This window comes from Streptomyces apricus, from assembly GCF_008369065.1.
In the GTDB taxonomy this organism is placed as follows: domain Bacteria; phylum Actinomycetota; class Actinomycetes; order Streptomycetales; family Streptomycetaceae; genus Streptomyces; species Streptomyces apricus.
On the sequence record NZ_VDFC01000095.1, the window covers coordinates 700 to 24,635 of the forward strand.

Consider the following 23,936-nt stretch of genomic DNA (forward strand, 5'->3'; position numbering starts at 1 on the left):
GGCCAGGCCGAACTCCCGGCCTGGAAGGAGGAACACAATGCCTCGCACCGCAAGGTCCGCGCCCGCGTGGAGCACGTCTTCGCCCGCATGAAGGGATGGAAGATCCTCCGCGACTGCCGCCTGAAAGGCGACGGCGTTCACCACGCCACGCTCGGCATCGCCCGCCTGCACAACCTCGCCCTCGCCGGGTGACGCAGAAACCAGCAGGTCACCGAGCATGCCGTAGATCATTTACGGGACAACCCTTAGGGGGTGTCTCCTCGATCAGTAACTCGTTGTTTTGATCATGCTCAGTAGGGGAGACCTCACGGACGGCGAGTGGGCAGTGCTTGAACCGCTGCTCCCCAGGAGTGACAACCGGTGTGGCCGGTGGCGGGATCACCGGCAGGTGATCAATGGGATCATTCATCGGCTCAGCACCGGCTGCCAGTGGCGCAAGCTGCCCAAGCATTTCGGCCCATGGCAGACCATCCACAAGCGCCATGCCCGGTGGTCGGCCGACGGCACCTGGGAACGACTGCTCCAGCACGTCCAGGCCGTCGCCGACGCAGCGGGTGACATCGACTGGAACATCAACGTCGACTCCACCTCGATCCGGGCCCACCAGCACGCCGCCGGCGCCCCGACCGATCCGCCACCAGCACCCCCGCATGCCTCAAAAGGAGCCCTGCAGAAATCAGTTCACTTGCGCGCGCACATGCTCCGGCGTCTGTTCCTGGAGGAGGCGGAGCGGCCGGTGAGGTCCTCGGCCGCTCCCGCGGGGGGCTGACTACGAAAAATCATCTGGCGGCAGACGGCAGATGCCGCCCGCTCTCCCTGGTCCTCACACCCAGACAACGGGCGGACTGCACGCAGTTCGAAGCGGTCATGGACAAGATCCGTGTTCCGCGACTCGGCGCGGGCCGGCCACGGCGACTGCCGGACAGCGTCGGTGCCGACAAGGCGTACAGCAACAGCCTGATCCGTAACTACTTGCGCCGACGCGGCATCCGGCACGTGATCCCGGAGAAGAGCGACTCCAGAACCGCCCGTTGGCACCGAGGTTCAGACGGCGGCCGACCGCCGGGCTTCGACAAGACCCGGTACAAAGCGAGGAACACCGTCGAGCGAGCGATCAACAAGATCAAGCAGTTTCGAGCCGTCGCCACTCGCTATGACAAACGCCGACACGTCTACCTCGGCACCGTCATCGCGGCCGCCCTCCTCATCTGGCTCCGTTCCTGACCAAGAACCTCTACTGCACGAGGTCGTTGCGCGTCCGAGTGATCTTGTTGATCAGGTGGCGGGCCTGCTCATCCGGTGTTTCGATGCCCGATTCACCATGAGCTCTTGCCTCGCTGCCCGACGAGAACAGCGACACCGGCGACACGTACTCGACGACAGCCTTGTACGTGGCGGTATCGATGCGGCCGTCGAGCAGCGCGAGGCGCAGGGCGAGCAGTTGCTCGCCCTCGTGGCATCCAGCCCATCCGCCGCAGACGCGCCGGACAGCACTGTCCGCATCGGCCTGATGACACTGGAACAGCCCCGTGGGCTGATCAGGAGTGTCGGCGTCGTAACGCCGGAGCTTCGCATACTCCTCACTGGTCCAGATCCCCGCAGGCACATCACGCCGATAAGGACAGCTCTCGCAGGGACGCTGCGCAGGAGGCCGAAGCGACGAGGACATACAGCCAGTATGGCCGAGAGCCATGATCGGGGAGTCACTCTCTAGCCGCGGCAGACGCCGCAGCCGGCCTCCCGCTCGCCGAGCGGCTACGGTCGTGGCCCCGGATCCACCAGGTCGACGCTCACCTGCATGCTCGTCTGCTCGCTGCGCACCTGACCGCGCACCCGCCTCACCTCGAAGGCTTGGACAACGCGGGCTCCGCCGATGCAACGGGCGCGGGGAAGTGGCGGGACCGGGCGGTGGGGGTCACGGTGCGGCTGCTGGCCGCCCGCCGGGTCGCCCTGGTGCCCACCACCGAACCGCCGTCACGGTAAGGACACTTGCGACCTTCCGGCGCCGACGGTCGCTACGATCTGCGGCGTGTGCGCAAACATTGTGGTTGCCGAAGACGACGCGAAGCAGGCCGAACTGGTGCGCCGCTACCTGGAGCACGAGGGTCACGCCGTCACGGTCGTCGAGGACGGCCGGACAGCTCTCGAGACAGTCCGGCACCAGGAACCCGACCTGGTCGTCCTCGACGTGATGATGCCCGGGGCCGACGGTCTCGACGTCGTACGGATCCTGCGCGCCGAACGCCGGGAGGTGCCGGTGCTGATGCTGACGGCCCGCAGCACCGAGGACGATCTGCTGCTCGGCCTCGACCTCGGCGCCGACGACTACATGACCAAGCCGTTCAGTCCGCGTGAACTCACCGCCCGGATAAGGACTCTGCTTCGCCGCAACCGGCGCGGCCCCGGCCCGGCTCCAGCGACCGTACCGCCCTCCGCTCCCGTCTCGGAGCCCGAAGCGGCCCCGGACGACGAGGTGTTGACGGTCGGCGTGCTCAGGGTCGATCCCTCGCGGCACGAGGTGTCGGTCGCCGGGACGCCCGTCGAGTGCACGCCCGGTGAGTTCCGTCTCCTCGCGGCGATGGCGGCCGAGCCCGGCCGGGTCTTCACCAGGGCACAGCTTCTGGGCGAGCTGCACGGCTTCGACAAGTACATCAGCGGCCGGACCGTAGACGTGCACGTCATGAACCTGCGCAAGAAGATCGAGCGCGCCCCACGACGGCCGGCCCGCCTCATCACCGTCTTCGGCGTCGGCTACAAACTCACGGACCCCGCGAAGAACGTGCGCCATGCGTCGCCCTGACAAGGGAGGTGCAGCGGGGGCCGCCCGGCTGCCGCTGCGCAAGAGCCTGGCGGGGCGGCTGTTGACCGTGACGGCGCTGGTGGCCTCGTGCTCGGTCGCCGCGACCGCCTGGCTGGCCGTGCAGACGACCTCCGTCGCGATCCGCCAGGAGCAGGGGCAGAGCCTCAAGTCCGACGCGAAGATCTACGACACCCTCCTCGGCTATGCGGCCACCCACCCCGACTGGGACGGCGCCGACACCACCGTGCGAGATCTGGCCCTGGAGTCCGGGCGCCGGATCGTGCTCACCACGCCGGGCCGGCGCCCGCTCGTGGACTCGGCCGACTCGCGCTCAGCGGGCGGCGGTTCGTCCGACGGTCTGCTCGCTCAGCAGGCCTCGGCGGTCGTGGACCCACGCTCCGTCGACACCGTGCTGGTGACCGACGCGGCCAGGGCCGGCGCCGACCGTGTCGATCCACGGGCCGTGGGGCCCTTCCGGCTGCCCGCGAAGGAACACGACGCACTGCGGAAGGCCGCCGCTGGGAGGGTGGAGTGCCTCAACCGGATGGGTATCGCCGCCGACGTCGTCGAGAGCCCGGGCGGACGGCCCCGCGTCCAGTTCGTGAGCGACGAGACCGAAGGGGGGACCGACAGCGTCACCGACCGTGACACGGAGGCCAAGTGCTTCGCGTCCTACCCGGTCGGTCCCACCGCGACCGAGCGGAAGGCCCTGAACGCCCTCAACCAACTGGCTGACGCCTGTCTGAAACGGCAGGGTCGCACCGGCGTGAAACTGAACCTGGACCTGTCCTGGGACCGGAGTTACGCATACGGGCGGGACGATGCGGTCTCCGGCGCCGAGGACGGCCTCAGCGAACGGGAGGCGAAGGCCCTGGCCGCCAAGAAGGCGCAGGACGCCGCGACGGCCGAACGCAAAGCGGCTTCCGGCGACGCACTCGACTACGCCCCCGCCGAGATCCGCGACAGCGCGTACGACCGGGCCGTGGCCAACTGTGTCGAAAGCGCCCGCCGGGAACAGCTCACGGGCTATGTCGCCGAGCCCGCACTCCTGTTCATCGACGGCCCCGGTGCCGCCGGCGTGCCCGGCTTCGACCTCTCCCACGCCAACACCGCACGCATTGCCGGTGTCACCGCCCTGGTCCTCGCCCTCACCGTCGGCGCCTCGGTGCTTGCCGGAGCCAGGCTCGTACACCCGTTGCACGCGCTCACCGGCGCCGCCCAGCGCATGCGGGAGGGCCTGGACGCGACGCCGGTGCCCGTGCCCGTTGTCTCCGACAATGAGATCGGGCGGCTGACGGCGGCCTTCAACGACATGGCCGCGCACCGGGCCCGCCTGGAGGAGCAGCGCAAGGTGATGGTCAGCGATGTCGCCCATGAGCTGCGAACGCCGCTGAGCAACATCCGGGGCTGGCTGGAGGCGGCCCACGACGGACTGGCCGTGCCGGACCCCGCGTTCGTCTCCTCGCTCCTGGAGGAGGCGGTGCAGCTCCAGCACCTCATCGACGACCTCCAGGACCTGGGCGCGGCCGACGCGGGCGCCCTGCGGCTGCACCGCAAGCCGGTACGGATCGACGAGCTGCTCGGCCAGGTCGCCGCCGCGCACCAGGGGCTGGCCGAGACGGCGGGCGTCACCCTCACGGTCCTGACACTGCCGCCGGGCACCCCTCACCCGCTCCTCGACGCCGACCCCGTACGGCTGCGGCAGACCGTCAGCAACCTGCTCTCCAACGCGGTGCGCCACACCCCGGCCGGCGGCACGGTGACCCTGCGCCGGTACGTCACCGACCCGGGGGACGAGATCGCCGTGGAGGTGTCCGACACCGGCAGTGGCATTCCGGCGGACGACCTCCCGTACGTGTTCGACCGTTTCTGGCGGGCGGAGAAGTCCCGCAATCGCAGCACCGGCGGCAGCGGCCTCGGCCTGGCGATCGTCCTCAAGCTCGCCGAGGCCCACGGCGGCACGGTGGACGTGGCGAGCACGGAGGGGGAGGGGGCCACCTTCACCCTGCGGTTGCCGACAACCGGGTCACGGAAGCCGCAGGGCCCCGAACGACCCTGATGGGATGACGACAGCGCTCTGACAGTTTCCTCACAAGTGGCCTGCAGGGTGAAGCCATGCCCGGAACCTGGTGCGGATCGGCAACCAGGAACGACCGAGCCGGGCTGGAATTGGAGCTCTCACATGTCCCGCCGTCTCACCCTGCGCCCGCTGCGCATCGCTGTCCTGACCGGCGTCGCGGCCGGCGCGCTGCTCGTCCCGGCCACTGCGGCCTTCGCCACCGATCCGACTCCGACGCCGGGCGCGACCGACTCGACCCCGGCCGACAAGGAGGCCCTGGCGAAGAAGAAGGCCGAGGACGCCAGGACGCGCAAGGAGGCCGAGGCCCGGAAGGCCGCCGAAGCCCGGAAAGCCGGAGGCAAGGACTACCCGCGTGGCGGTGTCGCCGCGGGCGAGGCCCCCGCCCAGGACGACAACACCGGCACGCTCATCGGTTCGGCCACCGGCGCGCTGCTGCTCGCGGGAGCCGGCACCTACGTACTGCGCCGCCGCACCACCGCCCGCCGCGAAGGCTGACCCGGCAGCACGACCTCTCGTACGAAACGGTGGCGCCGCCCTTCACCGGGCGGCGCCCTGTGCGTTCCGGCGAACCCTCGCACCCTGTTCTGGAGCCCGAGTTGCCCCCTACACACCGTCCGGCCCTGTCCCGGGCCCGCCTCGCGACCCTCACCCTGTTGACCCTCGTCACCCTGCTCACCGGCTGTTCGTCCGACCCCGACCCGACGGTCCGGGGCGCCCCGACCGCCCCCGCCGCCGCGTCGGGCGCTCCGAAGCCCGAGCGGCCTGCGGCCGACGCTCCGGCGGCCCCTGCCGAGGTGGCCGTTCCGTCCGTGGGGATCACCAGTTCGCTGATGAAATTGGGCCTCAACACAGACCGGACGGTCCAGGTCCCGCCGGCCGAGGAAGGGATGACCGCAGGCTGGTACACGGGTGGTGCGGTGCCCGGTGAGATCGGCGCGGCCGTCATTATCGGCCACAACGACACCCGCTTCGGCGAGGCCGTCTTCCACGACCTGAAGAAGGTCAAGGAGGGTGCGGACATCACCGTCACCGACAAGACGGGAAAAGCCCTCCACTTCACCGTCACGGCCACGGAGAGCGTCGCCAAGAATGCCTTCCCGACGGAGAAGGTCTACGGGCCGACCCAGGAACGTGCTCTACGGCTCATCACGTGCGACGGCGACTTCGACGCGCAGGGGCACCCTGTCGACAACCTCATCGTGTACGCGACAGCGAGCTGAGGGCCGTAGGCGTGTCCGTTTCGCCCTGTCGTTACGAGTAACGTCCGCAGCTCGAAAGCCAGCGGCCAGTTCCAGGAGCGGACCGCCGAACGGTCGGTACCCGTCAGCCACGGCGAGGAGATCCACCGCGACTGCTTGGAGGCCGTTACCTCTCTCGCCTGCGCCGCCAGTGACCACCGCCGGGCGATGTGGATGCGTGGCGACGCCGTCCTTGGGGCTCGCAGAGAATCAACATGCTGGTTTGATCTTCGTAGGGCTGCTGTTGGCGAGGAACGCGGTGATGTCAGCGGGTGTCCGGAACCTGGCTGTCGAGGGTGGAATGGTGCAGTCGTGCTCAGCCAGGAGGGGCTGGACTTGGTGAACGGCCCTGGTGAGGGTGCTGGTGTTGACTCCGAAGCGCTGGGCGAGGAGGTCGTGGGTGCCGATTTTGCGTAGGTAGAGCACGGTGGCCAGGACTCTGTCGGCGGTGGTCAGCTTGTCCTTGTCTCCACCGCCCCGAGCACGAATGCGTTCGCCTCCTCGCTGCTGGAGCCGTCCTTTCTCACGCAACGTGTTGATTTTCTTGGCCAGTTGGCTGATGAGTTCGTCCAGCGCCGGTTCAGGCACGCCGGTCAGCTCTGAGTTGCGCAGGTAGCTGGTGCAGGGCTGCGAGGGTGGGCCGCTGGCTGGCCGTGAGGCAGTGGCTGCGTTGCTGGGGTCGTGCGGTCGGGGGTGGGGGTGTAGCTCCAGTCGCCGTGGAAACGGTGCCGGTGCATGGGCAGAGCGTCGATATCGCTGTCGGTGACCTTGATGCCGGTGTCATAGGTGCCCGGATCGAGTTCGGCGTGGACGGTCAGTCCGGTGCGGGTGGTGGTTGCCGCGATGCTGTTGACGATGATGTCGTGGCTGGTCAGTGGGCGGCCGCGCCAGTTCATGGAGATGTGGGAGAGCAGCCGGTGCTCGATCTTGTTTCACTTCGAGGTGCCCGGCGGCATGTGGCAGACCGTGATGTCCAGGCCGGTCTCGGCGGCCAAGGCTGCCAGTTCGGTCTTCCAGGTGCGGGTGCGGTAGCCGTTGGACCCGCCTGCGTCCGCGGTGATCAGTAGATGGGTGGCGGCCGGGTAATCGTGCCGGCCGCGGGCCTGCCACCAGCGGCGGATGGAGGCGACGGCGAACGCGGCGGTGTCGTGATCGGTGCCGACACTGACCCAGCCGGTGTTTAGACGGTGTCCTACGTGGTGAGGCGGACGAGGCGTTTGTAGCAGCACAGGGCGGCGGCGAGACCGAGAAAGGCCAGGTAGTTGCGGGGATCGCGCTCGTAGCGAGGGCTGAGGCGGTGGTAGCCGGACAGCCAGGACAGGGTGCGCTCGATCACCCAGCGGCGACGTCCCAATCGTTCGCTGGACTCGATTCCCTTGCGGGCAATGCGCACGCCGATGTGCTTTCCCCACAGCCATCTGCGCAGGTGGGGCACGTCGTACGCCTTGTCCGCGTGGAGTCGCTGGGGTTTGAAGTACCGGCCGCGGTAGGGGTCGTGTTGCGTTTGGTGACCCGTGATCATGGGCTTCAGGCCCTCGCTGTCGTGGACGTTGCCGGCCGAGATCCCGACGACGAGAGGCAGTCCGTTCGCGTCCGACAGGATGTGCATCTTGGTACCCGGCTTACGCCGGTCCACGGGACTCGGACCTGTGTGTTCGCCCCCGTTACCTTCTTCATGGCCTCGCGATGAGGCTCCCGGCCTTCGGCCCCGGCATGACTTCTCCCCCTCGTCGACGATGATCGAAAAAGTGGTGTCACCGGGATCGGAGGCATTGGCAGACCGCTGATTAGAGGCCCGAGCGTCGAACCTGGACCGGGGAAGGCAGTCTCTTCGTAACGTGGATGCCGGCACGCTGATGCCGCAGGGGAGGGCACAAGTACGGGAGCGAAGGACATGGTGGACGAAACTGGCGTCGGCATCTATCTGGGACTGGATGTCGGCAAGGGCGAACACCACGCCACTGCCGTCAATGTTGCTGGGAAGAAGGTGTTCGACAAGCCGTTGCCCAACAGTGAGTCGAAGCTGCGGGAGATCTTCGACAAGCTCCGGGCCAAGCACGGAACGGTGCTTGTCGCCGTTGACCAGCCAGCTTCCATCGGGGCTCTGCCCCTTGCAGTCGCCAGGGATGCGGGCTGCCAGGTCGCCTACCTGCCCGGACTCACGATGCGGCGGATCGCCGATCTTTACCCTGGTGAGGCCAAGACCGACGCCCGTGACGCTTTCATCATCGCGGACGCCGCGAGAACGATGCCCCACACTCTGCGGACGATCGACCCCAACGATGAGACCGTCGCCGAGCTCGCCATGATCGCCGGGTTCGACGACGACCTGGCGGGCGAGTCCACCCGGACCGCAAACCGGCTCCGCGGCCTGCTCACCCAGATCCACCCGGCGCTCGAGCGTGTCCTGGGCCCACGGATCCAGCACCCGGCTGTGCTCAAGCTGCTGGACCAGTTCGGCTCACCGGCCCAGATCCGCAAAGCCGGAAAGCGAAGGTTGATCACCTTGATGCGGCCGAAGGCCCCGCGGATGGCCGAGCGCCTGGTCGAGGACATCTTCACCGCACTCGACGAACAGACTGTCGTCGTTCCAGGCACCGATGCTGCCGCGCTGATCGTCCCCAACCTCGCCAGCTCTCTCCAGTCCGTCCTTGACCAGCGCAAACTCCTGGCCACCCGGATCGAGGAACTCCTGGAGGCACACCCTCTTTCCCAAGTCCTGATCTCCATGCCCGGCATCGGGGTCAGGACCGCAGCCCGCATCGTCATCGGCGTTGGCGACGGCAGCGGCTTCGCCACAGCCGGGCATCTCGCCGCCTACGCCGGCCTGGCACCCGTGACCCGGAGTTCCGGATCGTCCATCCGCGGCGAGCACCCCTCCAAACGCGGCAACAAACAACTCAAACGGGCCTTCTACCTCGCCGCGTTCGCTTCGCTCTCCCAGCCTGAGTCACGTGCCTACTATGACCGCAAACGGCGCGAGGGGAAACATCACATCGCCGCTCTCATAGCCCTTGCCCGACGTCGCATCGACGTCCTCTTCGCCATGCTCCGTGACGGCACCTTCTACCAACCGCCCACCCCAGCTACGGCTTGACGAAAGCCATAGAGGCACTTTTTTGCCCGGACGTGAGCGGTGTCGAGAACGACGCGGGTGACGTCGACGAGGCCGGCGCCGTCGAGCCGGTGCAGCACGGCCTGGTGCAACCGGCCCCAGACGCCGGCTCTGGACCAGATCAAAACCGGCGGTGCGCAGTGGACTTCGAAATGCCGAAGCACGGCGGCAAGGCCCGCCAGGCACAGCCACTGACCAATACATAGATGATGGCCGCGAACAGCGTCTCGTCAGGTGTGTCCTGCGTCCCGCCGCCCTGCGGACGCACCCTCGATGGCGGGATCAGCGGCTCCGCGATCTCCCACAATCCATCCGGAATGATCCAACTCCAAGTTCCCCGCCCCATACCGGATTCTACGTCCGCCTCACCACGTAGGACACCGTCTTACGAGTTGGTGCGTGATAGCGGGTGAGGTGTTGTACCTGGCTGGTGGCATGATCCGGGTGTGGCGATCATGGTCAATCGGGCGGTGCTGGCGCATCGGCTGTTCACGGGCATCTCTCGGCGTCATCTCGCCTGTCTGATCGAGTAGTTGGCGGTGCCGTGGCAGGCCGGTGTCGAAGGTCGCCGTCATGCTGCGCGGGGTGGGTCCAGGAAGCGGGCGGAAGGTGCCGGGGCCCGTCACCAGCTGGTGTTTGTCGACCGGCTGGTGGCCACGCTGATCCATCTGCGCCACGACCTGCCGCACGCGGTACTGGGCCTGCTGTTCGGCGTCGACCGCTCCACCATCACCCGCGCGATCACAGAGATATGACCGCTGCTGGCCGCGCGGGGATGCGCGGTCCCCGACCGTCCCGGCCTGCGGCTTCGGACGCTGACCGATGTGTTCGCCTACGCCCAGGCCGAGGGAATCGAGCTGAGGCTGGATGCCACCGAGATCCAGGTCCGCCGGCCACCGGCCAGCCGTGGTGGCCGGCGCGCGTTCGTCTCGGGCAAGAAGAAACAGAACACGATGAAGGCCACCGTGATCGCCGACTGGCGGGGCCGCACGTTATGGACCGATGCCCTGCGACCTGGACGCATGCACGACGCCACGGCCGCCCGCAACGAAGGCATCGCCGACTGCTTCCAGCACTTCCCCGACGTCGAGGTCCTGCTGGACGACGGCTACCTCGGCCTGAGCCGCGACCACCGCGGGCAAGCGATCACCCCGCCCAGAAAACCGCGTCCCGGAGCACCGCCCAGCAGGGTTGAGCAGTGGGAACGCGAGCGTCACTGGCACTCCTCTGACCGCATCACCGTCGAACACGCCCTCGCCGACCACAAACGCTGGAAGCAACTCACCCGCTGGACGCACCGCCGCGACCGACTGCCCGACGCCTACCGCGCCATCGCCAACCTCGTCTCCGACCGCACCCACAACAACTGAGAACAGGCCACGACCAAGCCCAAGACGCCTCACCCGCTATCACGCACCAACTCGTAAGGGCGATCCCTGCGGGTACAGGGTCAATGCCAATTCCGCCGCCGTGCCGCGGGCGAACAGAGGAAAATCCCCGCGGGCACAGGCCGACGCGCGGGTCTCATCATGCTTGGCCCGGAAGCTCGGAGAATCTCCGCGGGTGCGGGGTCGACACCGCCGGCGTCCTCGCCCTGCTCGCCCTCGTCGGAGCATCCCCGCGGGTGCGGGGTCGACACTTGCTGAGCTGGGACTTTACCGGGCCGGGTAGCTGTTTTCATTCAGTTGATTTTCCTCAGCATGAAAGAGCAACTCCCGACGACAGCAACGACGAGCAGCGGGCGCCCTGGGACTTCGGCCCGCAACAACAAGCACAAGTGTGGAACAAACGAAAGGTCATTCGCACAGGTCAGCAAGTTGAACCGGTCTATCGCAGCAGGTCACGGAACGCGCCGGCCCCTTCCGGGACAACTCACCGCCTGCAGCCACGGCCGATACACGTAAGCACGAAGTAGCAACGTGCAGGGCGGTGTTGGCCACCGGTACCACTGCCTGACCGGGAGTACGAACAGTTACCGCAGAGCCCAGCCACTGGCTGACACCAGGCGACCGCCCCGAATGAAGCAAGATCCGGGCCATTCCCGGGCCAACGACTCCGACAAGCTGTCCATGGTCGCCAAATACGCAGGTTAGCGATACGTCGCCGCTGTCCCACCAGCAGACGAAGAACCTTCTGGTGTCGTACTCGCCGAAGAAGCTCGGCTCCTTCCAGACGCCTGAAAGGAGGCGCCTGACCTGGCTTCGGCCCGTCAGGCGCCTCTCCGGAAGCCCGCTCCGGACCGGGCCCGGCCTGCACCCCGGCTCCCGCTTCCTCCCGTTCTCGTCAAGAGCGGTTGGAGGGGAGCGGTTGCTGTGCGGCCTCGGCGGTGACACTGACGTTGATGTCCCCCAGGCCCTTGATACCGGCGGCGAGGTGCTGGCCAGGTGCCAGCCGGTGGCCGTGCGTGCCGCCCGGTGTGCCGGTGGCGATGAGGTCGCCGGGGCGCAGGGGGGCGAGCGTGCTGGCGTGGGCGACCAGGGTGGCGACGTCGAAGTACAGCTCGGAGGTGTTGGCCTTCTGGACCAGGCGGCCGTCGAGCGTGGCGGTGACGGTGAGTCCTCGTCCTCCGGGCGGCAACTGATCGGGGGTGACCAGCGTCGGCCCGAGGAGGAGAACGGCGTCGAAGGGACCAGTTGACGTCACGGGTGCGCGGTTCGGCTGCCTCGTGGCATCGCCGGTCGCGTCCAGGTGGCCGATGACGACGTAGCCGGCGATGTGGCGCAAGGAGGAGGACGCGGGAATGTGGTGTGCGCCGCGCGAGATGACGACCCCGAGCTCGAATCCCCAGCTCGTACCGGCCTCGGAGGCGGGCAGAGGGATGCTGGTCCGGGCGCCGGTGATGGCGCCCGGGCGGGTCACGCGTGCGGACGGTGCCGACGGACGGTGCACGCCCAACTCCTTGGTACGTGTGGGGTAGTTCCGTTCCACCCGGATGACTCTGGCCGGTGAGTACAGCCGCTCCGCCGGTGTCGCGTCCTTGAGGGGAAGCCGCTCGGCGGTATCGGCCGCCGCATGCCGCACCCAGTCCGGGCCCGACGCGATCAGAGTGCCCACGTCGGTGTGGGCCAGCAGCGTGAGATGTCTCTTGTCCATACGTGCGGCGGCGGTGCGGTCACGGGTGAGCCGGACGGTGGTGAGCCGCATCGGTGTCCTCCTTCGGCGCGGTGGTCGGGGCGGGCAGGAGCAGCCGGAAGGTGCAACCGTGCCCGGGCCGGTTGTCCAGTTCGAGGCGGCCGCCGTGCGCGGTCGCTATGGCGGTTGCGATGGCCAGTCCGAGACCGCTCCCGGAGGCGGTCCCAGGGGCGGTGTCCCGGTCCGCCTCGCCGCACGGCTCCGGCGGTGTCGCCCGGTAGAAGCGGTCGAAGACGTGGCCGGCTTCGTCAGGGTTGATGCCGGGGCCGTCGTCGGCGACCTCGATGGCGCAGACGGGCGTGCCCGGCGGGAAGGGCGGACCGTTGCTCAGGCTCTTCGGGGCGGCGGCGACGCGGGTGGTGCCGACCCGGACGTGGACGTGGGCGCCGGTCGGGGTGTGGAGGCAGGCGTTGGACAGCAGATTGCCGAGGACCTGGGCGAGTTGGTGCGGGTCGCCGGGCACCTCGATGATGTCGAGGTCGCCTTCGGCACCGGGGTCCGCCGGATGGCTGATCAGCGGTCCGAGAGTGATGCGGCGGTGGGGATGGCGTACGGCGGTGGTGGCGATGGCGTCGGCGGCCAGGGAGAGCAGATCCACGGGTTCGCGGTGTGCGGCGTGTGCGGCGCGGGTTCCGCGGGTTCCGCTTCCCTCTCCGTCTTCGCCTGCTTCGGCTCCTTCGGCTCCTTCGCCGAGCTTGGCGAGGAGGAACAGATCGTCGACAAGGCGGCTCATCCGGTCGGCGTTGTGGGCGAGCAGCGCGTACGACTCATGACGTCGGTGGTCCGCCATGTCCGGTTCGTCGAGGAGAAGTTCGGCGAATCCTTGAATGGCAGTGAGTGGGGTGCGCAGTTCGTGGCCGGCGTCCGCCAGGAAGCGGCGCAGCTGCTGCTCGGAGGTCTCGGTGCGGTGCAGTGCCGTGCGCAGCCGGTCGAGCATGGTGTTGAGGGCGAGGCCGAGTCTGCCGACCTCGGTGTCCGGGTCGGTGACGGGGACGTTGAGTTCGAGGGCGCCTCCGGTGATGTGCTGTGCGGTGCTCTCGACGCGCGAGAGCGGGCGCAGGCCCAGGCGGACGGCCCCGTTGCCCAGGACGACCACGCCGACGGCGACCGCGACGCCGAGCCCGAGGCTCACCCAGAGCAGTTTGGTGGTGGCACCGTCCACCGTGTCCAGGGGCAGGGCGACAACGGAGGGCATCCGGTCCGGACCCGTGTAGGAGACCACGCGCCAACCTGATCCCGCATCGTCTCCGTCGGACGGAACGGTGCTCGGGCGCCCGGGGGTCAGGTCCAGTTCCGCCGCTTGTCGGGGCAGCCGGGGTCCGGCATCGGTGCCGGATCCCAGGAAGGTACGCAGCAGACGGCCGTCCTCGTCGTAGAAGTAGACGCGGTAGTCCGAGGGCAGGGTGTTGTTCGAACTCGGCGGCCGCAGCGTGCCGTTCTCGGCCAGATCCTGGTAGACACGGTCCGGCGGACGGAAGTGGGCGAGCCGCTCGTCCACCTGGTCGGTGAGCCAGCCCCGCAGCACCATCAGGCCCGCCAGCTGGCACAGCAGGACCGCGCTGGTGGCCAGCAGCCCGGCGATGAGGACCAGACGGGCACGCAGGGAGCGCGGACGCGGAAGGCGGAACCTCTTCAGGAAGCGCGGGCGCGGAGGGTGGAACCTCTTCACCGCAGGGCTGCCGTGCTCTGGTCGCGCGGCAGCCGCAGGCAGTAGCCGACGCCGCGCACGGTGTGGATCAGCGGCGGTGCGTCGCGGTCGATCTTGCGGCGCAGAGTCTTGACGTACGTGTCGACGATGCGCGTGTCGCCCGAGAAGTCGTAGCGCCACACCTGCTGGAGGATCTCTGCCTTCTCCAGCACGCGCTCGGGCTGGGCCAGCAGACAGGCCAACAACCGGAACTCGGTCGGCGACAGACGCAGCGGGCGGTCCGCACGCCAGGCCTCGTGGGTGTTCTCGTCCAGCGTGACGTCGGCGTAGCGCAGGGGCTCGTGGGCACCGCCGCCGTGCGCGGTGGGTGTGCCGCTGCGACGGAGTATCGCGCGGATGCGCAGCAGCACTTCCTGTACGTGGAAGGGCTTGGTCACGTAGTCGTCGCCGCCGGAGCTCAGGCCGATGATGCGGTCCTCGACATCGCTCCGGGCGGTGAGGAACAGCACCGGGGTGTAGACACCCGCGGCGCGCAGGTCGCGGGTGAGCTGAAATCCGTCGGTGTCGGGCAGCATCACGTCCAGGACGATCAGGTCGGGCCGGCGGTTGCCGGCCTCGAACATGGCCTCCTGCCCGCCCGCGGCACTCGTCACCAGGTAGCCCGCCGCGCCGAGCGCGGAAGTGAGCAGGGTGCGGATGCTGGAGTCGTCCTCCACGACCAGGACGGTGTGACCGGCCTGGGCCGCACGCGCGGGTATGTGTGAGTCGATCACGTGCGGACACCTCGGGACACGGACGGAGAGAGCGAGCAGCGGCGGGCGAGCCCCGGCCGCACGGCGCGATGGTAGACAGGGATTCTGTGCATCAAGGCGGAAATCTGATCAGAACGGTCTGGTTCTGACACCCCCGGGACGCCTGCCTCAGGACCGGCGCACCCAGGGGTGTCAGCGTGCTCAGCCGGTCACCTTCTTGTCCTCGGCCAGAGCCGTGGTGCGGTCGGTGACGGTCTTCCGGAGCTTGGTCACAGCGGTGTCCAGTTCCTGGGAGCCGACGCCCGCGGAACGTGCCTGCTTCCCGATGTCCTCCAGCACCTCGGTCGCCGTCCCGGAGCCGTAGAACTGCTGGTACAGGTCGCGATACGCCTTCTGGTACACGTCGTCGAAGGCGTCGGAGGCGAGGAACTTGGTCTTCAAGGCGTGCTGCATCATGCCACCACGCATACCGCCGCCGGCGTCCTGACCGCCCTCGTCGGCGTCCTGACCGCCAGCCGTTCCCCCAGGCATACCTTCGGGCATCCCTTCCGGTGCGCCCTCAGGCATGCCGCCGCCCATGCCACCCGGCATTCCGCCGCCCATGCCGACCGAGTCGTCCGGTCCGGTTGTCGCGTCTCCGCTGAAGGTCAGGTTGTAGTCCCAGCCCAGGACGGAGAACTTCTTGGTGTCGAGGTCGTACCAAAGCAGGTAGTTCTTGCCCGGTCCGGCCATGTCGTCGAAGTTGAGGAGCAGGTTCTGCGAGGCGACGTAGGAAGCCAGCGAATCGACGTCGACATACGTGTCGAGGTTCTTCGCGAACTCCTCGTCCGAGGCGCTGTTCACCCACTTGATGAACTTCATCACCGGTTCGAGGTCCTGGCTGCCCTTCTTGTTGAGCTGCTTGAAGGAACTCTCGTAGTCACTGGGATCGTCACCGCGGTACTCGAAGCTGCCGCCCGCCCGCGCCTTGTACATCACACCGTCACCGCCGTCGATGTCCTCGGCGTAGTCGGTGTCCGGTGCCTCGACCATGAGACGTGCGGCGGCCGGCCGGTTGTTCACCTTCAGCTCGGTGAAGGCGTAGCGCTCGGCCTTCTGCCCGCTTCTGTCGGTCAGGGACAGGGACAGCGCCTCGTTGAGCGGCACCTGGCCGTTGCTGCCGGGGCGCAGCGAGATCTCCCGTTCGCCCTGGTAGGCGCGGCCTTCGACGTACTCGTCGATCTTGACGAGCCAGGGCAGTTCCTCGGGCTTCTGAGCGGAGAGGTTGTACTGGATCATGCCTCCCATACCGCCCATGCCACCCGTGCCGCCGCCCTTGGCATCGGCACCACCGGTGCCGCCGCCCTTGGGCGCTCCGCCCCCGCCACCCGCTCCATCCCCGTCGCCGGCGGCGCCTCCGGGGGCGCCGCCGGCCGGAGCGCCCTGCACGCCCTCGGGCAGGTCCCGGCCGCCACCGGGCATGCCCCTGTTGCCGCGCAGGGACGACAGAGTGGAGTTCCCCTTCAGACGGATCCCGACATCATTGAGGTGGACCCCGTCGATGGTGAGGTCGGCCTCGATGTAGTCCTTGGTGCCGTCCTCCTTGAACTCCTTCATCATCTTGTCGAAGTCGGTCTGCTGATAGGCGAGTTGGATCGTGTGCTGCACCGATGTGTCGTACAGGCCGACGGTCCCCCGCACGTTCTCGGTGATGGCGTCGGCCTCGACCCGGGAGGACGAGGTCACGTACGGGGAGATCCGCGCGTCACCCAGGAACCAGACCATCGCGGCGAGCCCGACGCCCAGCGACGCGGCCGGCTTCCAGTGATGGCGCAGCCGGACGGGCACCCGGTCCCGCAGGCGCCGCCCGCGCCGCGCGGAGGTCGCGCCGCTCATCACAGGTCCGTGGTGTCGTAGCCGGTGAGGACGGTCACCCGCTGTCCGGAGGTGCGTTCCTGCAACGCGCTGACCAGGTCACCGGGCTCGGCGCCCTTCTTCAGGCGCACCGTGTAGAAGACCTCGTTGAGGGCGCCACCGCGGATCGTCTCCGTGCTGACCAGCTCGAACTCGGAGGTGTACTTGATCAGGACGTCGCGGATCTGCGGCGTGTAGTCGTCCCCGGCCGGGACCTGCACCTTGACGACCTGACGCTGCACGTTGAGCGCGAACCAGTTGAACTTGAACATCACCAGGACGACCGCGCAGATCACCACGGCGCCGACCGCGGCCAGGGTGTAGAAGCGGGCACCGCACGCCATGCCGATCGCCATGGCCAGGAAGATGAAGCCGACGTCCCGGGTCTCCTTGACCGCGTTGCGGAAGCGGACCACGGACAGGGCGCCGACCAGCGAGAACGCGCGGGCCAGGTTGGAGCCGACGACCAGCATGATCAGGGCCACGATCATGCCGACGATCACCAGTGTCTGCACGTAGGACTGGCTGTAGGAGACGTTGCGGTGCGTGTACCGGTACGTGTACCCGATCACCGTGGACAAGATGAACGACAGCGCCATCGCCGCCACGACATCGGCCACGCTGAACGTGCCGCTGAGTTCCTGCAGATCGAAATTCACTGTGCTCCTACCTTCAACGACGCATCGTGCTGCGCCGGCCGCTGCTGCAGCGGCGGTTCTTCAGAGGGGGTGGATGGCGGACAGTCCGCCTCATCGACGTGGAAGACCGAGCGCGGCGCGAGCCCGAACGCCTCGATGGACTGCACGTACTTCGAGATGCGTACGAGATTGAGGTTGCGCCGCGCGGCCAGATCGGTGATCCAGTGCGGGGTGCGCTCGTTCACCTTGATCTCCATGACCGACAGGTGCGGCGGGATCGTGAACCGGTTCTCCGGCGTGTCGAGGCCGAAGTGGAAGTCCCGGTCCCGGCCCCGGATGCGGCGGTCGAAGGTGACCCGCAGACCGGTGTCCGTGGTCCGCCCGACGAGTGCCTCACGCTGGTAGCCGGTGATGGCGGTGGGCTGCAGGTTCAGCCGGATGACGAGTTCGAGGACCTCCTGGACGAAGGCGCTCTCCTTCGCCGAGTGCTCCACCATCTCCCGCCCGTCGCACAGCTGCCGTGCGACGCCGTAGGGCAGGGTGATGCGGCGCTTCTGGGTGACCCGGTTGACGCGCTGCTTGATCTCCACGCAGACCGGCGACTCGTCCGTGACCCCGTCGAGGTTCCCGTAGTGACGGATGCGCAGCTTGCGGCGGAACTTCAGACCCTCGATCTTCTCCCAGTAGAAGCGGAGCTGCGGGGTGTCGTAGTAGAGGCTCCACACGCCGTACCCGCCGACCGGGCTGTACGGATCGGTGTCCATCCGCTCGGCCAGCTCGTCCCGGATGTCCGCGGCCTGGTCGACCGGGACGAGGTACTTCAGCTCGAACCGGTTGAACGCGTGCAGCCGGCTGGCCACATGCAACGGCTCCTCGCTGTCGCTCCCCGTTCCCCCGCCGTCCTCTCCGCGGGCTTCCTTCGCGCGGCCCTCACGCGCCGCGGCTGCCTTCGACAGGAACACCATGCGCCTCCTTGCTCATACGTTGCGGACCGACCGGCGATGCACACGCAACCAACGGCACATGAGGAGCACATGAGAATCGTGGGTGTATTTCAGGAGACTTCGAGGTGGCCCGAAGGTGAACGCAGCACGACGACGAGCTCGCGGCTTGCCCGGCTTGCTCGGCAGGTTCGCTGTCCGCTGTCCGCTGTCCGCTCGTCGCGGGAGCGCCGTTTTCAGGGCCGAGGGCCCCGGCGGGCGGTTCCTCGGAGAGCGGCCTGACGCCGCCGTACGAGGCGAGCTCTGTCTCAAGCACCGTGACGGGTCCGCAGGCGCGCGGTCCTTGCGGTCCTTGCAGCGGGCGTACGCAGCGGCGATCCGCAGCCGGGACCTGCCGCTCTGTCCCGGGTCGATCCGGCGCTGCTTCGCCGGTGAGGCGACGGCGGCTCATGAGGTCGGACATCGCGATGCGCGAGGGTGGTGGCAGCGTCGCCTGCCTCGGCGCGGCGGGTCGGTCCAGAATGACCGGTATGGATCTGGCTGCATTCGGTGAGTTTCTGAGGTCGCGGCGCGATCGCATCCGCCCCGGCGAGGTGGGGTTTCCCGAGTCGGCACGACGCCGGGTGCCCGGGCTGCGCCGCGACGAGGTGGCTGTCCTGGCCGGCGCCTCGGTCGACTACTACAACCAGTTGGAGCAGGGCCGGGGCGCGCAGCCGTCCGAGCAGATGGTGGCCGCGCTCGCACGGGCTCTGCGGCTGACGGAGGACGAGCGTGCGCATCTCTACCATCTGGCCGGTCGTCCGTTGCCACCGCGGCACGGACCGTCGGCGCACGTCCACCCGGGGATGCTCGATCTGCTCGAACGCCTGCCGACCACCCCGGCGGCAGTGATCACCGACCTGCACGCGACGCTGGTGCAGAACCGCCTCGCTGCCGCGCTGCTCGGACCGGTGCCCAGGAAGAAGGGCGTCGAGGCCGGCTTCGTGTACCGCTGGTTCACCGACCCTGAGGCCCGGTTGCGGTACCACCCGGACGAACACGATCACCAGTCGCGGGTCTTCGTGGCCGACCTGCGGGCGGTCTCTGCCCGCCGCGGCGGCGACGCTGAAGTGCGCGGACTGATCCGGCGGCTGGTCTCAATGAGCAGCGAGTTCGCGGACCTGTGGGCTCATCAGGAGGTCGCCGTACGTCGGGCCGACCGGAAGAGGCTGATGCACCCGGACCTCGGCGCGATCGAACTCGACTGCCTCAGCCTGCTGAGTGAGGACGGTTCGCAGCGGCTGCTGTGGTTCACCGCCCCGGTGGGCGGCGACTCGGCGGAGAAGCTGAAACTGCTCGCCGTCCTGGGCAGCCAGGACGTCGGGGCTGCGAAGCAGAGCGGGTCGGCTCTTCGCTGAGCACGGCGTGCTGGTTGCCCCTTCCACCGGGCGACCGACCATCACCGCGTGTTCGAGACCGACGACGGCGGTGTGCCGCGGATCGTGGATCGTGGAGGGGGACCGCCACCGTGTCTGGGCCAAAAGCCGTCGGGACGAGGGAGGTCCCGGGGGAGGGAGCCCCTCGCCCCGACTCCCCCATCCCGACGGCCGCGGTGCGTTATGGCCGGACGATGACCTTGCCCTTGGCGTGGCCCCGGGCGAGGTGGTCGAACGCGTCCGCTGCACCGCTGAGCCGTACCGTGCGGTCGACGACGATCTCGAAGCCTTCGTTCGCCACGGCGACGACCTTCGCCAGCCGCTCGGCGTCGGAAGCGTGGAAGAGGAACTCGGCGCGGAGTCCGCGAGCCGCGGCACGCTCGAAGTCCGGCGGGACGGGGAGGCTGACCAGCAGACCACCCGGCTTGAGGACATCGAGCGACCGGGCCTCGGTCTCACCACCGACCGCGTCGACGACGACATCGACATCGGACACCGCGGTGCGGAAGTCGACGCCGGTGTAGTCGATGACGTCATCGGCCCCGAGCTTCCGGACGAGCTCGGCAGCGGCACCGGACGCGGTGGTCACCACATGTGCACCGGCGCGGCGGGCCAGCTGGATGACGAAGCTGCCGACGCCGCCGGCGCCTGCGTGCACGAGCACCTTCTGGCCGGACTTCAGCTCCGCGATCTCGGTGACCGCCTGCCATGCGGTCGCCGCGGCGGTGGCCAGGCCGGCGGCGGCGTCGAGCGGGATCGTGGTCGGCGCCGCCACCAGACCCGTCGCCGGGACCGCGGCGTATTCCGCGACGGCTCCACCGGCGGTCGGGTCGGTGCGGGTGATCACTGCGTCGCCGACGCTCCAGCCCGTCACACCGGATCCGAGCCGCTCCACCGTACCCGCGAGATCGGTGCCCACGGTCGAGGGGAAGGTGATCGGAAAGTACTCCCGGACGTGGCCCGCGCCGATCTTGACGTCGAGCGGGTTCAGGGCCGCTCCCGCGACCCGGACCAGGACCTCGCCCGGCCCGGGGACCGGCTCGGGAACGTCACCGACCACCGGGCCGCGACCGTATGCGGTGTACTGCAATGCCTTCATGGGTGTGTTCTCCCGTGTCGTTGCGTCAGTGGGTGGGCGAGGCGTCGACCTGCCGGAACCATGCGAGCCAGTCCTCCAGGTGCCAGGTGCGGACGATGCGCCCGTCGGCCAGTTCGTGGAACTCGTGGATCCGGATCCGGAACTCCCGCCCGGTCGCGGCGACGCCGAAGGTCTCGCCGCTGTGCACGCCGCGCATCTCGCCGCGTACGCCGACGAACCCGTTGCCGTCGGGGCCCCGGCCGTCGACGATCTGGTGGACCACGACGCGGAAGTCGTCGAAGGCCGCGCCGATGCCCTTGATCAGCGGAGCGGCGCCGGCCCGGCCCGGGTCCTGGCCCGGACCCAGCGGGATGTCGTCCCAGTCCTCGGCGACGATGTCGTCGAGGAGTTCGGGCTTGCCGCTGAACGCCGCGTAGAAGGTTCCGATCAGGTCCTCGATGGTGCGTGTCATCGCTTCTCCTCGATGGGGGTGGTGGGCACGGCGACCGTGAGGAGGTCGTCGATGCCCAGGTGACGGAAGAACGTGAGCTGCTTGGCCGCGCGTACGGCGTCGAGCTCCTCGACGCCCTTGTGCTGCGCGTCGACCACGACCCGGCGGGGGCGCTCGCCCCGGGGCTTCTTGAGCACCTCGGCCAGAGCCCGGCCGACGGACTCCACCTGCGCGGGCGAGGCGTCGTTCGCCAGGCCGATGGCGTGCAGGCGCTCGGGGATCCGCGCGGCCCGCTCCGGCAGGCCGGCGTACTGGGTGACGACGGCCGCGTCCGCGGGCGGGTTGCTGTGCGCGAAGTGTTCGGTGCCTTCGGTGAAGGCGCCCGGTACGACGATCACGGTGTCGATGCCCAGAGGTGCCACCTCCAGGCCCATCGACTCCGCGAGGAACTCGCCCGCGGCCTTGCTGGCGACGTAGGTCGCCATGAACGGCTCGGCGAGGTGGGCGGTCGTGCTGCTGATGTAGGCCAGCGTCCCTGCGCCCTGGCGGCGCATCACCGGGAGCACCGCGCGGTTGACCCGCAGCCAGGACACCACGTTGGTGTCGAGGATCCGCAGGAACTGGTCCGGGGTGAACCCCTCGGCGACGCCGGTCATCAGCATGCCGGCGTTGTTGACCACGACGTCGATCCGCCCGTGCTCGCCGAGGACGACGTCGACGGCGCTGCGGCAGCCGGGTTCGGACAGCACATCCAGTTCGAGCGCCGTCAGGCGCACGTTCTCGGCGGATGCGAGCTCGCGCAGGTCCTCGGCCCGTCGGCTGTTGCGGCCGTCCAGGTCGCGCATCCCGGCGTACACGATGTGACCTGCGCGGGCCAGTTCCACCGCGACGGCGCGGCCGATGCCGCTGCCGGCTCCGGTGACGATGACGACGAGGCCGTCGGATCGCTCGGTGGTGGACATCAGACGGTTCCTCCATTGATTCCGATGGGTCGGATGGTTCCGATGACCTGGCGGTCGCCCCGTCCGGAGGCGGGAGAGGCCAGGTGGGCGACGAGGTCCGCGAGATGCACGGCCGTCGAGCCGCCCCCTGGCGTCACGGCGGCCGTGGAAGCGATCCGCTCCTCGGACCTGCCGGTGGTGAACGCCGTCTGATGGGACTCCACGGCTGTTGCGCCTTTCTGCTGGTCCCGAGCTTGCGGAATCAACAGTCCATTGCGGCGGGCGGTGCGAGAAGGCGTCGCTCACACTGGTGACGGCATCACCACCCTCATGCGTCGCGGCTCATGGCGAGACCGTCAGGACTGCCGAACCGCCCAAGACGCGAGGGGACCACGCCTTTCATCGCCTTTCATCGCCTTCCATCGCCTCCGGCGACCGGCAGGGCTGTCGCCTGGAACTGCCGTTGTCCCTGACCGTCCGTCGGGCGGAATACTCTGTCGGTATGAGTGAGCGAGGGATGCAGGAGCTGGCGTTGCTACTGCTGACGGCGTTGGCCAATGCGCCGCGTCACGGCTATGCCGCCGCCCAGGAGGTCAAGGCGATGACCGAGGGCCGGGTGGTGCCGCGTACCGGGGCGCTCTACGGGGCGCTGGACCGGCTCCTGGCGGAAGGGCTGATCCAGGTCGAGCGTGAAGAAGTGGTGGGCGGCAGGGCGCGGCGTATCTTCGCCCTGGCTCCAGCCGGGCGGGAGAGGCTGGAGGAGGAGGCGGAGCGGCTGGCCGCCACTGCCCGGGAGGTCAGGCGGCGGCTGGCCGACGGCACGACGGCGCTGACGTGATCGATGTTCTGGTCCGCCTGTATCCGGCCGCCTACCGGGCCGCTCACGGGCAGGAGATCGTCGATGTGCACCGGGAGATGACGGCGGACCTGCCGCGTGCGGCGCGGCTGCGCGCGGACGCCGACCTGGCCGCGCACGCCCTGCGGGTACGACTGCGGCTGGACTCGGCCTCGCCGGCGGGCCAACTGTTCGCCATGGCCGCCCCGTTCGCGCTGGCGACCGCCGCCGTGCACAGCGGGTTGCGGCTGACGCGCTGGTACGCCGGCCTTGTCCTCTCGCCCGCGCCGGTGCAGGTGCAGCTCGCCGCCATGGAGGGGACGTGGATCCTGTATGTGCTGCTCTCCGTCCTGGTGTGCGTCGGCGCGGTCATCGCCTTGACCGGCCGCTGGACACTGGGGGCGGGCGTGGCCGCGTGCGGGCTGCTGGGGACGGCGGCGCAGTGGGCGGTCACCCCTCATCTGTACGGCGAGGGGGTTGCCCCTCCGGTCGCGGCGCTGCTGGCCCTCGCGGTCGTCCTGGCGTGCCCTCCGGATCGACGTGGTGACAGGAGGCTGTCCGCGGCCGCCGGAGCCATGGCCACCGTGGCGTGGTTTCCCGTCGTCGTCGTCGACACCCGGGCCTTCGCGGTCACCACGGACTACGGCGCCTGGCCGATGCTGGTCCTCGCCTTCACCGGGGCGGTCCTCGCCGTCCGCGCCCACTCCTCGGGTCTGCGCGAGATCGGCGTGATGGCCCTGGCCTCTCCGCCCTTGCTCGCCCATGCCTATACGGACGCCTGGCTCGCCGTGCTGCCCGTCCTCGGCATGCTCCTCTTCCTMCCGGTCGCCGCCGCGTTGACGGCGTTCTTCCAGGCGGTACGCCGCCGGTACTGACCCGCCCTCCGTTCGTTCGGCCGGTCGCCCCACCCGACGGGGCGGCCGGCTTTCTCATGCCGCCGCCACCGACTCGGCCTCTCCACCTCCCCCTCCCACCAGGC

The 23,936-nt window shown here is 68.9% G+C and carries 21 protein-coding genes and 4 pseudogenes; 12 read left to right on the forward strand and 13 right to left on the reverse strand.

Annotated features, from left to right (window positions below; translation table 11 throughout):
* Both FGF04_RS37510 and FGF04_RS37515 read left to right on the forward strand, forming a co-directional pair.
* A partial coding sequence (locus FGF04_RS37510; RefSeq protein WP_149509104.1) for a transposase occupies positions 1-192 on the forward strand: 192 nt, incomplete at its 5' end.
* A 94-nt stretch (positions 193-286) separates the two neighbouring features.
* Positions 287-1,224 (forward strand): IS5 family transposase gene (locus FGF04_RS37515; RefSeq protein ID WP_408055719.1). Its coding sequence is split into 2 segments (ribosomal slippage): positions 287-731 and positions 731-1,224, totalling 939 coding nucleotides; the frame shifts between segments, so codons are not numbered across the junction.
* A gap of 10 nt (positions 1,225-1,234) precedes the next feature.
* On the opposite strand, the gene FGF04_RS37520 is transcribed toward FGF04_RS37515, so the two are convergent.
* Positions 1,235-1,693 (reverse strand): DUF6283 family protein, encoded by a 459-nt coding sequence (locus FGF04_RS37520; protein ID WP_328596480.1) that lies wholly within the window; start codon positions 1,691-1,693, stop codon positions 1,235-1,237.
* A 158-nt stretch (positions 1,694-1,851) separates the two neighbouring features.
* On the opposite strand from FGF04_RS37520, the gene FGF04_RS41770 reads away from it, so the two are divergent.
* The 5 genes from FGF04_RS41770 to FGF04_RS37540 all read left to right on the forward strand — a co-directional run bounded on the left by FGF04_RS41770 (position 1,852) and on the right by FGF04_RS37540 (position 6,100).
* Complete coding sequence (locus tag FGF04_RS41770; protein WP_268893807.1) at positions 1,852-1,983, forward strand: hypothetical protein; 132 nt, start codon at positions 1,852-1,854, stop codon at positions 1,981-1,983.
* 46 nt (positions 1,984-2,029) lie between these two features.
* Positions 2,030-2,800 carry a response regulator transcription factor gene (locus FGF04_RS37525; protein WP_235882702.1) on the forward strand — a complete coding sequence of 257 codons (771 nt, stop codon included), beginning with the start codon at positions 2,030-2,032 and terminating at the stop codon, positions 2,798-2,800.
* A complete protein-coding gene (locus FGF04_RS37530; protein WP_149515872.1) occupies positions 2,787-4,859 on the forward strand; it encodes a sensor histidine kinase in 2,073 nt (690 codons plus the stop codon). The genes FGF04_RS37525 and FGF04_RS37530 overlap by 14 nt, the downstream gene beginning before the upstream one ends.
* 123 nt (positions 4,860-4,982) lie before the next feature.
* Positions 4,983-5,375 carry a hypothetical protein gene (locus tag FGF04_RS37535; protein ID WP_149515873.1) on the forward strand — a complete coding sequence of 131 codons (393 nt, stop codon included), beginning with the start codon at positions 4,983-4,985 and terminating at the stop codon, positions 5,373-5,375.
* 101 nt (positions 5,376-5,476) lie between these two features.
* Positions 5,477-6,100: a class F sortase gene (locus FGF04_RS37540; RefSeq protein ID WP_188114395.1), complete on the forward strand. Its 624-nt coding sequence runs from the start codon at positions 5,477-5,479 to the stop codon at positions 6,098-6,100.
* Positions 6,101-6,328: 228 nt separating this feature from the next.
* On the opposite strand, the pseudogene FGF04_RS42260 reads toward FGF04_RS37540, so the two are convergent.
* Together FGF04_RS42260 and FGF04_RS37550 are read right to left on the reverse strand one after the other, a co-directional pair.
* Positions 6,329-7,299 (reverse strand): annotated as a pseudogene (locus tag FGF04_RS42260) (ISAzo13 family transposase); the annotation flags it as partial.
* Positions 7,300-7,310: 11 nt separating this feature from the next.
* Positions 7,311-7,781: pseudogene (locus FGF04_RS37550) on the reverse strand (IS5 family transposase); the annotation flags it as partial.
* Between the two features lie 231 nt (positions 7,782-8,012).
* Between FGF04_RS37550 and FGF04_RS37555 the strand changes: the two are divergent.
* Entirely contained in the window at positions 8,013-9,215 is a 1,203-nt protein-coding gene (locus FGF04_RS37555) for an IS110 family RNA-guided transposase (RefSeq protein ID WP_149515874.1), read from the forward strand.
* 17 nt (positions 9,216-9,232) lie between these two features.
* Here the strand turns inward: FGF04_RS37555 and FGF04_RS37560 are convergent.
* Positions 9,233-9,579, reverse strand: a pseudogene (locus tag FGF04_RS37560) (transposase); the annotation flags it as partial.
* Positions 9,580-9,766: 187 nt separating this feature from the next.
* Here FGF04_RS37560 and FGF04_RS37565 point away from each other — a divergent pair.
* A pseudogene (locus FGF04_RS37565) lies at positions 9,767-10,603 on the forward strand (transposase family protein).
* Between the two features lie 913 nt (positions 10,604-11,516).
* Here FGF04_RS37565 and FGF04_RS37570 read toward each other — a convergent pair.
* The 6 genes from FGF04_RS37570 to FGF04_RS37595 form a co-directional block, all read right to left on the reverse strand.
* Positions 11,517-12,377: a fumarylacetoacetate hydrolase family protein gene (locus FGF04_RS37570; protein ID WP_149515875.1), complete on the reverse strand. Its 861-nt coding sequence runs from the start codon at positions 12,375-12,377 to the stop codon at positions 11,517-11,519.
* Complete coding sequence (locus FGF04_RS37575; protein ID WP_188114397.1) at positions 12,346-14,034, reverse strand: HAMP domain-containing sensor histidine kinase; 1,689 nt, start codon at positions 14,032-14,034, stop codon at positions 12,346-12,348. Before FGF04_RS37575 ends, FGF04_RS37570 begins: the two co-directional genes overlap by 32 nt.
* On the reverse strand, positions 14,031-14,786 hold the full coding sequence (locus tag FGF04_RS37580; RefSeq protein WP_408055718.1) for a response regulator transcription factor: 756 nt from the start codon (positions 14,784-14,786) through the stop codon (positions 14,031-14,033). Before FGF04_RS37580 ends, FGF04_RS37575 begins: the two co-directional genes overlap by 4 nt.
* Positions 14,787-14,966: 180 nt before the next feature.
* On the reverse strand, positions 14,967-16,640 hold the full coding sequence (locus tag FGF04_RS37585) for a CotH kinase family protein (RefSeq protein ID WP_149515876.1): 1,674 nt from the start codon (positions 16,638-16,640) through the stop codon (positions 14,967-14,969).
* Positions 16,640-17,317 (reverse strand): DUF4956 domain-containing protein, encoded by a 678-nt coding sequence (locus tag FGF04_RS37590; RefSeq protein WP_149515877.1) that lies wholly within the window; start codon positions 17,315-17,317, stop codon positions 16,640-16,642. The genes FGF04_RS37585 and FGF04_RS37590 overlap by 1 nt, the downstream gene beginning before the upstream one ends.
* Positions 17,314-18,261, reverse strand: coding sequence for a polyphosphate polymerase domain-containing protein (locus tag FGF04_RS37595; RefSeq protein WP_149515878.1), 948 nt, complete (start codon positions 18,259-18,261; stop codon positions 17,314-17,316). The genes FGF04_RS37590 and FGF04_RS37595 overlap by 4 nt, the downstream gene beginning before the upstream one ends.
* A gap of 506 nt (positions 18,262-18,767) precedes the next feature.
* On the opposite strand from FGF04_RS37595, the gene FGF04_RS37600 reads away from it, so the two are divergent.
* Positions 18,768-19,634: a helix-turn-helix transcriptional regulator gene (locus FGF04_RS37600; protein ID WP_188114398.1), complete on the forward strand. Its 867-nt coding sequence runs from the start codon at positions 18,768-18,770 to the stop codon at positions 19,632-19,634.
* Positions 19,635-19,833: 199 nt separating this feature from the next.
* Here the strand turns inward: FGF04_RS37600 and FGF04_RS37605 are convergent, their stop codons facing one another.
* Genes FGF04_RS37605 through FGF04_RS37615 form a run of 3 tightly spaced genes read right to left on the reverse strand, consistent with a single transcriptional unit; the run spans position 19,834 to position 22,143 of the window.
* Positions 19,834-20,751 (reverse strand): NADP-dependent oxidoreductase, encoded by a 918-nt coding sequence (locus tag FGF04_RS37605; RefSeq protein WP_149515879.1) that lies wholly within the window; start codon positions 20,749-20,751, stop codon positions 19,834-19,836.
* 25 nt (positions 20,752-20,776) lie between these two features.
* A complete protein-coding gene (locus FGF04_RS37610) occupies positions 20,777-21,202 on the reverse strand; it encodes an ester cyclase (RefSeq protein ID WP_149515880.1) in 426 nt (141 codons plus the stop codon).
* Entirely contained in the window at positions 21,199-22,143 is a 945-nt protein-coding gene (locus FGF04_RS37615) for an SDR family oxidoreductase (protein WP_149515881.1), read from the reverse strand. Before FGF04_RS37615 ends, FGF04_RS37610 begins: the two co-directional genes overlap by 4 nt.
* Positions 22,144-22,624: 481 nt before the next feature.
* On the opposite strand from FGF04_RS37615, the gene FGF04_RS37620 reads away from it, so the two are divergent.
* On the forward strand, positions 22,625-22,960 hold the full coding sequence (locus FGF04_RS37620; protein WP_149515882.1) for a PadR family transcriptional regulator: 336 nt from the start codon (positions 22,625-22,627) through the stop codon (positions 22,958-22,960).
* Complete coding sequence (locus tag FGF04_RS37625) at positions 22,957-23,832, forward strand: hypothetical protein (protein WP_149515883.1); 876 nt, start codon at positions 22,957-22,959, stop codon at positions 23,830-23,832. Before FGF04_RS37620 ends, FGF04_RS37625 begins: the two co-directional genes overlap by 4 nt.
* Positions 23,833-23,936: the final 104 nt, after the last annotated feature.